Here is a 6,551-nt window from a genome sequence, read left to right on the forward strand (position 1 = left end):
CGGGCGCCGGCACCACCCGGTTCGCGGGTCTGCCCACCGGCGCGACGCAGCGCCGCGAGACCGCCGCGGTGCACCCGCTCGGAGAGGAGCACCGCCTCGACCGTGCAACCGCGACGGGCCAACCTCGCGCCGGCGTACAACGCATCGCCGCCGTTGTCGCCGGAGCCGACCAGCAGCAGAACGCGGCGACCATAGGCACCGCCGAGCAGGTCGATGACCACGGTGGCCAGGCCCGCTGCGGCCCTCGCCATCAACGCGCCCTGGGGCAACTCGGCCAGCAGTGTGGCCTCGGCCGCGCGGACCTCTTCGACGGTGTGTGCCTGACGCATACCGCCAACCTAACGACCGGTCACCGAGTGCGCACTCAGCCCTCGAGTACGACGAACGCGGAGGCGATGCCCCCGTCGTGGCTCAGGGACAGGTGCACCGAGGAGGCGCCGAGGCCGTCGGCAGCCGACTTCACGGTGCCGCGCATCTCGAAACGCGGCCTCCCCGACGACTCGGAGATCACCTCGGCGTCGTGCCAGCCCAGACCGGCCGGGGCGCCGAGCGCCTTGGCCAGCGCCTCCTTGGCCGCGAACCGGGCGGCCAGGGACTGCGGGTGCAGCACGGCCTCGGACGGTGTGAAGAGCTTGTCTCGCAGTCGGGGGGTGCGCTCGATCGAGAGGATGAAGCGCTCGATCTCGACCACGTCGATGCCGACTCCGACGATCATCGGGCGGCGATCATTCCACCGTGACCGACTTGGCCAGGTTGCGCGGCTGGTCGACGTCGTGACCCATCTGGGTGGCCAGCTCGCACGCGAACAGCTGCAGCGGCACGGTCGCGACCAGCGGCTGGAGCAGGGTGGGCACCTTCGGCAGCGTGATCAGCACGTCGGCGTAGGGCACGATGGCGGTGTCGCCCTCCTCGGCCAGACAGATCGTGCGTGCCCCGCGGGCCCGCACCTCCTGGATGCCGCTGATCATCTTGTCGTGCAGCTGGTCGCGGCCCCGCGGCGGGACGACGCACAGCACCGGCAGGTCCTCCTCGATCAGCGCGATCGGGCCGTGCTTGAGCTCGCCGGCAGCGAAACCCTCGGCGTGGATGTAGGCGAGCTCCTTGAGCTTCAGCGCGCCCTCGAGGGCGACCGGGTAGCCGGCGTGGCGGCCCAGGAACAGCACTGACTTGGTGCCGACGTACTTGGCGGCGAGCTCGTAGATGCCGGCCTCGGCGTCGAGCACCGCCTGGATCTTGGCGGGGATCTCGTCGAGCTGGTCCATCACCTCGTTGATCTCGTCACCGAAGCGGGTGCCCTTGACCTGGGCGAGGTAGAGCGCGAGCAGGTAGCAGGCCACGAGCTGGGTCAGGAAGCCCTTGGTCGAGGCGACGCCGATCTCGGGGCCGGCGTGGGTGTAGATCACGGCGTCGGACTCACGCGGGATCGTGGAGCCGTTGGTGTTGCAGATGGCCAGCACCTTGGAGCGCTGGAGTCGGGCGTGACGGATCGCCTGCAGCGTGTCGGCGGTCTCGCCGGACTGCGAGATCGCCACGACCAGCGTCGACTGGGTCAGGATCGGGTCGCGGTAGCGGAACTCGGAGGCCAGCTCGACCTCGCACGGGATGCGGCACCAGTGCTCGATGGCGTACTTGGCGACCATGCCGGCGTAGAACGAGGTGCCGCAGGCGATGATGATGATCTTGTCGATGTCGCGCAGGTCGTCGTCGGAGAGGCGCACCTCGTCGAGCTGGAGCAGCCCGTCGGTGCCGCGGCGACCGAGCAGGGAGTCGGCGACGGCGCGGGGCTGCTCGTGGATCTCCTTGCGCATGAACCAGTCGTGGCCGTCCTTCTCCGCCGAGGAGAGGTCCCAGTCGACGTGGTAGCGGGTGCCCTGCGCCGGCGAGCCGTCGAAGCCGGTCACCTCGACACCCTCACGGGTGATGGTGACGACCTGGTCCTGGCCGAGCTCCATCGCCTCACGGGTGTGCTCGATGAAGGCAGCCACGTCGGAGCCGAGGAAGTTCTCGCCCTCACCCAGGCCGACGACCAGGGGGCTGTTGCGGCGGGCGGCGACCACCCGGTCGGGGTCGCGGGCGTCGACGGCGACCAGCGTGAACGCGCCCTGGAGCCGCTGGCAGGCACGCTGCATGGCCACGGTCAGGTCGACGCCGTCGGTGAGCTCACGCTCGACCAGGTGCGCGGCCACCTCGGTGTCGGTCTCGGAGAGCAGTGTGTGGCCCTCGGCCTCGAGCTCGGCGCGCAGCTCGGCGAAGTTCTCGATGATGCCGTTGTGCACCAGCGCGAGGCGGGAGTCCCGGCCCAGGTGCGGGTGCGCGTTGGTGTCGTTGGGAGCGCCGTGCGTGGCCCACCGGGTGTGCCCGATGCCGGTGGTCGACTCGGGGAGGGGCGACTCGGTGATCGCCTTGTCGAGGTTGGCCAGCTTGCCCGACTTCTTGTCCGACGCGATCGCCCCGCGGCCGTCGACGGAGTGCACCAACGCGATCCCCGCGGAGTCGTACCCACGGTATTCGAGCCTGCGCAGGCCCTCGATCACCACATGCTGCGCCTGCTTGCTGCCGACGTACCCAACGATTCCACACATGGGCCGAAGTCTATCCGCCCGGAGCCGGACTCGTTCCAACTGCAACAATGTCGGCCATGTCCTCACCGGCAGGCTCCGAGAGCCGCGAGCAGGCCCGCGAGACCTCTCCCTACATCGAGCTCGCGCGCGATGCGTGGGCGGCGCTGGCCGAGAACACGCACCAGCCACTCTCCCCCGAGGAGATCGACCGGGTCCGGGGGCTCGGTGACGAGCTGGACCTCGACGAGGTGCAACAGGTCTATCTGCCGCTCTCCCGCCTGCTCAGCATGTACGTCGAGGCCGCCGGCAAGCTGCACCGCAGCCAGCAGGAGTTCCTGGCCCGGCCCACCCCACCGCGGACGCCGTTCGTGATCGGGCTCGCCGGATCGGTGGCCGTGGGCAAGTCCACCACGGCCCGTGTGCTGCAGCAGATGCTGGCGCACTGGCCCGAGCACCCCTCCGTGGCGCTGGTCACCACCGACGGGTTCCTGATGCCCAACGCCGAGCTCCAGCGTCGCGGACTGCTGCTGCGCAAGGGGTTCCCGGAGTCCTACGACCGCAAGGCGCTGCTGCGTTTCGTGGTCGACATCAAGTCCGGCAAGGACGAGGTCGAAGCACCGATCTACTCCCACCTGACCTACGACGTGGTGCCCGACGAGAAGATCGTGATCCGTCGCCCCGACATCGTGATCATCGAGGGCCTCAACGTGCTCCAGCCGGCCCGGGTGCGTGACGACGGTCGCACCGGCCTGGCAGTCAGTGACTTCTTCGACTTCAGCGTGTTCGTCGACGCCGCCACCACCGACATCCGGCACTGGTACATCCAGCGCTTCCAGCGGCTGCGCGAGACCGCGTTCCGGGACCCGGCGTCCTACTTCACCCGCTACGCCAGCCTCACCGAGTACGAGGCGGTCGCGGAGGCGACCCGCATCTGGGAGACCATCAACGGCCCCAACCTGGTGCAGAACGTGCTGCCCACCCGCTCCCGGGCCACGTTGGTGCTGCGCAAGGACGGCGACCACTCGGTGCGCTACGTGCGGCTCCGCAAGCTCTGACCCGGGCCCTGGTGGGCTGCGCGCTCAGGCTGGCGCGCTCACTGCTCCAGCGACTGGGCGATGCCCTGCCACTGCCGGTCGGTGATCCCGACCGCGGAGACGTAGCGGGCCTGCACCAGCGTCTTCGCCCCGTCGGGCGTGTCGATGGTCGTCACCGCCACCTCGGCCCGGTTCGGCAGGCACACGCCGCCGAAGATGCTCATGTCGATCTCGATCGTGGCCCGGGCCGCCTCGGTGCCGTCGTTGAGCGTGACGTCCTTCGGGGTGGGCTCGGTCATGTCGGCCGTCGTACCGCTCGCATTGGTCGCGTAGCCACGGGCCCACCGGCGTACGGCGTCCTCGGCGATCGTCTTCAGGTCGCCCGAGGGCTCCGTGTCGGCCAGCACGACCCAGCCGCCGGCCATCCGCTTGCCGCTCTCCTTGCACCGGTTGCCGTAGTAGTTGGCCAGGGCGTGTCCGCTGGCATAGGCCTTCTCGTTCCGGTCGCGGAAGCTGACCGCGTAGTCGGCGGCGTAGGTCTTCCAGCCGGTCGCCGGCAGCCGGTAGAGGGCTGAGTCGCCCGAGTCGCCGGGGATGCCGCTGACCTCCTGCCAGCCTGCGTAGTCGAAGGCAGGCTCCTGCGAGGGCTCGGTCTCGGTCTCGCTCGGGTCGCCCGAGCCGCGGACCAGGGTTCCCGATCCGTTGGAGTCGTCACCACGGGTCGCCGCGACACCGGCAGTCACGCCGGCGCCCACCGTGGTCAGCACGCTGACGACGGCCAGCGCCATTGCGGCCTGGTGCAGGCCTCCCCTTCCGCTCATGTCCCCATCATGACGCACCGGGATCCTTCTGAAACTCCCCCAGCCGCTCGACCGGGCTGAAGCCGAGCAGGTCGTTGACGCCGACCATGTGGTCGTTGACCTCCGCGTTCCAGGTGCGGACGACGTGGACGTCGGGGCGCCGGCGCTGCAGGGAGACGAGGTTGCGCGCCTTGAGGGCGAGGCCGAGCCGGTGACCACGGTGCGCCGACCACACCAGCGTGCCCCACTGGTAGCCACGGCCGCGGTCGTGGTCGCTGACCACGATGTCGGTGTAGCCGGCCAGCGTGCCGTCCTCCGCGATCGCGACCGTGCCGTAGCGGGTCCGCCCCTGACGGGTCAGCACCTCCTGCTCGGCGCGGAACGCGTCCACGTCGACGTTGGCCGGCTCGAGGACCAGGTCACCGGTGGGCGCCTCGGTCATCAGGGCTCCGCAGAGGGCGGCGTACTCGGCCAGGAGCCCCTCGGGGATCCGGCCGGCGAACGACCGGAAGACGTACGTCGGACGGTGAGGCTCGGCGGAGGCGATCAGCTCGTCGAGGAGCCGTCCCGGCACCGGCAGGTCAAGGTGTCGCTGCACGTCACCGATCCCGAACGTGAAGCCACGGTGACGCAGGAAGTCGGCGTACGGGTGCCCGGCGCCGTCCTGCGGCGCGGTGATCGGGTAGGCGCACTCGGCGAGCAGGCGGGTGCGGCCCGCGGCGGCGGCCTCCTGCTCGAGCCTTGCCAGCATGGTCGAGCCGTGGCCGCGGTTGCGGTGCTCCGGGTCCGTGAAGACCTCCACCGACGCGAGGTCGCGGTTGTCGTTGTGGGTCAGCCGGAGCTGCCGGCGACCACGGTCCGTCCCTCGAGCAGCCCCGCCCACCACGCGATCTCCTGGTGGTCCTGGACCGCCCGGGCCTGGGCGCGCAGCTCGGCCAGGCGCCAGGTGGCCGCGAACTCGCCGCGCCCGTGGGCATCCGCTGCGGCGTACGTCGCGTACCAGGCATCGAACGCGTCGTCGTCGAACGGATCGACCCCGACGATCTCGAGGTCTCTGCTCATGCCGGGGCCAGCCGCTTCTGCACGTCGAGGCAGCGCTCGACCACGCGGTAGCCCATGAGCTCGTTGACCGCGTTCATCGGCGCGTTGACGCCCGCGTTGCCGGTCTCGATGTGGGTGCACTCGGGAAAGGTCGCCATCACGAGTCGATGAGTGGCCAGCTTCAGCGCCAGGCCGAGCCGGTGCCCCCGATGCTCCTGGAGCACCAGCGTGCCGCCGACACCTCCGAGCCGCGGATCGGCTGTGCTGAGCCGGACGTCGGAGAAGCCGCACACCTCCCGTTCGGGCGTGAGCGCCAGGGCCGTGACGTTGACCCGGCCCGCCGTGGCCCGGTCCTGCTCCCCCTGCCGGATCCGTTCGGGCGTCCACGTCACGCTCTCGAGGTCGAGGTCGCCGGTCGGGATCTCGCCCAGAAACCTGGAGAGCACGTCGGCGAAGCCTTGCACGCGCTCCTCGGGGCACGCTCCCTCGAAGGCGATGACCGAGTAGCCACCCAGCGCGGCATCGACGTCGGCCTGGAGCGCAGTCCACGTCCCGGGAGCCGCGGCGAGGTCGACCAGCTTGATCTCCTCCGCACTGGCCACCGGGTAGCCCCGGGCGGTGGCGAACAAGGACCCCGGGCTCTCGCGGTCGACCGGCGCGAAGACGCTGCACGTGACCGCGGACCGGCCGCGGCGCCGAGCTCGTTGTTCCACGTCGGCCACCAACAGGGAGCCGACGCCACGGCGGCGGTGCTCTGGGTGGACGTAGACACCGACGTCGACCACGTGGGTGTTGTCAAGGAGCCGCTCCGGGATCATCGCCGCGCCGACTGCTGGGCCCCCGACCGACTCCGCGCCCGTGCTCATCGGCGGGACCTCGTCGTACGCAACAAGCAGGGTGACCGTCTGGTCCGTGCGCGGCATCGGCAGGGCGACCCGGCTGACCTCCCAGGCCGGCCAGGCGTCGAAGGGGCGTTCGGCGCTGGCCGCGTGCCCGATCTCCCACCACTCGCGAAGTGCGGTCTCGTCGTGGACGTCGACCTCGCGGATCGTCACTGTGCTCACACATCCGACCCTAGAGGTGTGGGTCGCATCAGTGGAGATGTTCCGGCGCCA

General features: G+C 70.5%; 8 protein-coding genes. 1 reads left to right on the forward strand and 7 read right to left on the reverse strand.

Annotated elements, in window-relative coordinates:
* The 3 genes from NJ4_RS24495 to glmS all read right to left on the reverse strand — a co-directional run.
* A partial coding sequence (locus tag NJ4_RS24495) for an NAD(P)H-hydrate epimerase (protein WP_281178385.1) occupies window positions 1-329 on the reverse strand: 329 nt, incomplete at its 3' end.
* 35 nt (window positions 330-364) lie between these two features.
* Window positions 365-715: a holo-ACP synthase gene (locus NJ4_RS24500; RefSeq protein ID WP_067441980.1), complete on the reverse strand. Its 351-nt coding sequence runs from the start codon at window positions 713-715 to the stop codon at window positions 365-367.
* Window positions 716-725: 10 nt separating this feature from the next.
* Window positions 726-2,582, reverse strand: coding sequence for a glutamine--fructose-6-phosphate transaminase (isomerizing) (glmS, locus tag NJ4_RS24505; protein WP_067441983.1), 1,857 nt, complete (start codon window positions 2,580-2,582; stop codon window positions 726-728).
* Window positions 2,583-2,638: 56 nt separating this feature from the next.
* On the opposite strand from glmS, the gene coaA reads away from it, so the two are divergent.
* Window positions 2,639-3,616, forward strand: a complete 978-nt coding sequence (gene coaA / locus NJ4_RS24510) for a type I pantothenate kinase (protein WP_217996988.1) — start codon at window positions 2,639-2,641, stop codon at window positions 3,614-3,616.
* 38 nt (window positions 3,617-3,654) lie between these two features.
* Here the strand turns inward: coaA and NJ4_RS24515 are convergent, their stop codons facing one another.
* The 4 genes from NJ4_RS24515 to NJ4_RS24530 are packed head-to-tail and all read right to left on the reverse strand — an operon-like array spanning window position 3,655 to window position 6,500.
* Window positions 3,655-4,416 (reverse strand): hypothetical protein, encoded by a 762-nt coding sequence (locus tag NJ4_RS24515; RefSeq protein WP_157551340.1) that lies wholly within the window; start codon window positions 4,414-4,416, stop codon window positions 3,655-3,657.
* Between the two features lie 7 nt (window positions 4,417-4,423).
* The gene (locus NJ4_RS24520) at window positions 4,424-5,278 is read right to left on the reverse strand and encodes a GNAT family N-acetyltransferase (protein WP_067441992.1); all 855 of its coding nucleotides are present in this window, start codon (window positions 5,276-5,278) and stop codon (window positions 4,424-4,426) included.
* Entirely contained in the window at window positions 5,227-5,457 is a 231-nt protein-coding gene (locus NJ4_RS24525) for a hypothetical protein (RefSeq protein WP_067441995.1), read from the reverse strand. The genes NJ4_RS24520 and NJ4_RS24525 overlap by 52 nt, the downstream gene beginning before the upstream one ends.
* Complete coding sequence (locus NJ4_RS24530) at window positions 5,454-6,500, reverse strand: GNAT family N-acetyltransferase (protein WP_157551342.1); 1,047 nt, start codon at window positions 6,498-6,500, stop codon at window positions 5,454-5,456. The genes NJ4_RS24525 and NJ4_RS24530 overlap by 4 nt, the downstream gene beginning before the upstream one ends.
* Between the last annotated feature and the right edge of the window lie 51 nt (window positions 6,501-6,551).

This window comes from Nocardioides jensenii JCM 1364 = NBRC 14755 (assembly GCF_001552535.1).
Taxonomy (GTDB): domain Bacteria; phylum Actinomycetota; class Actinomycetes; order Propionibacteriales; family Nocardioidaceae; genus Nocardioides; species Nocardioides jensenii.

Coding starts and splice junctions, on each gene's coding strand:
- NJ4_RS24500 (WP_067441980.1), bottom strand. CDS start 715: ATGATCGTCGGAGTCGGCATCGACGTGGTCGAGATCGAGCGCTTCATC.
- coaA (WP_217996988.1), top strand. CDS start 2,639: ATGTCCTCACCGGCAGGCTCCGAGAGCCGCGAGCAGGCCCGCGAGACC.
- NJ4_RS24515 (WP_157551340.1), bottom strand. CDS start 4,416: ATGAGCGGAAGGGGAGGCCTGCACCAGGCCGCAATGGCGCTGGCCGTC.
- glmS (WP_067441983.1), bottom strand. CDS start 2,582: ATGTGTGGAATCGTTGGGTACGTCGGCAGCAAGCAGGCGCAGCATGTG.
- NJ4_RS24525 (WP_067441995.1), bottom strand. CDS start 5,457: ATGAGCAGAGACCTCGAGATCGTCGGGGTCGATCCGTTCGACGACGAC.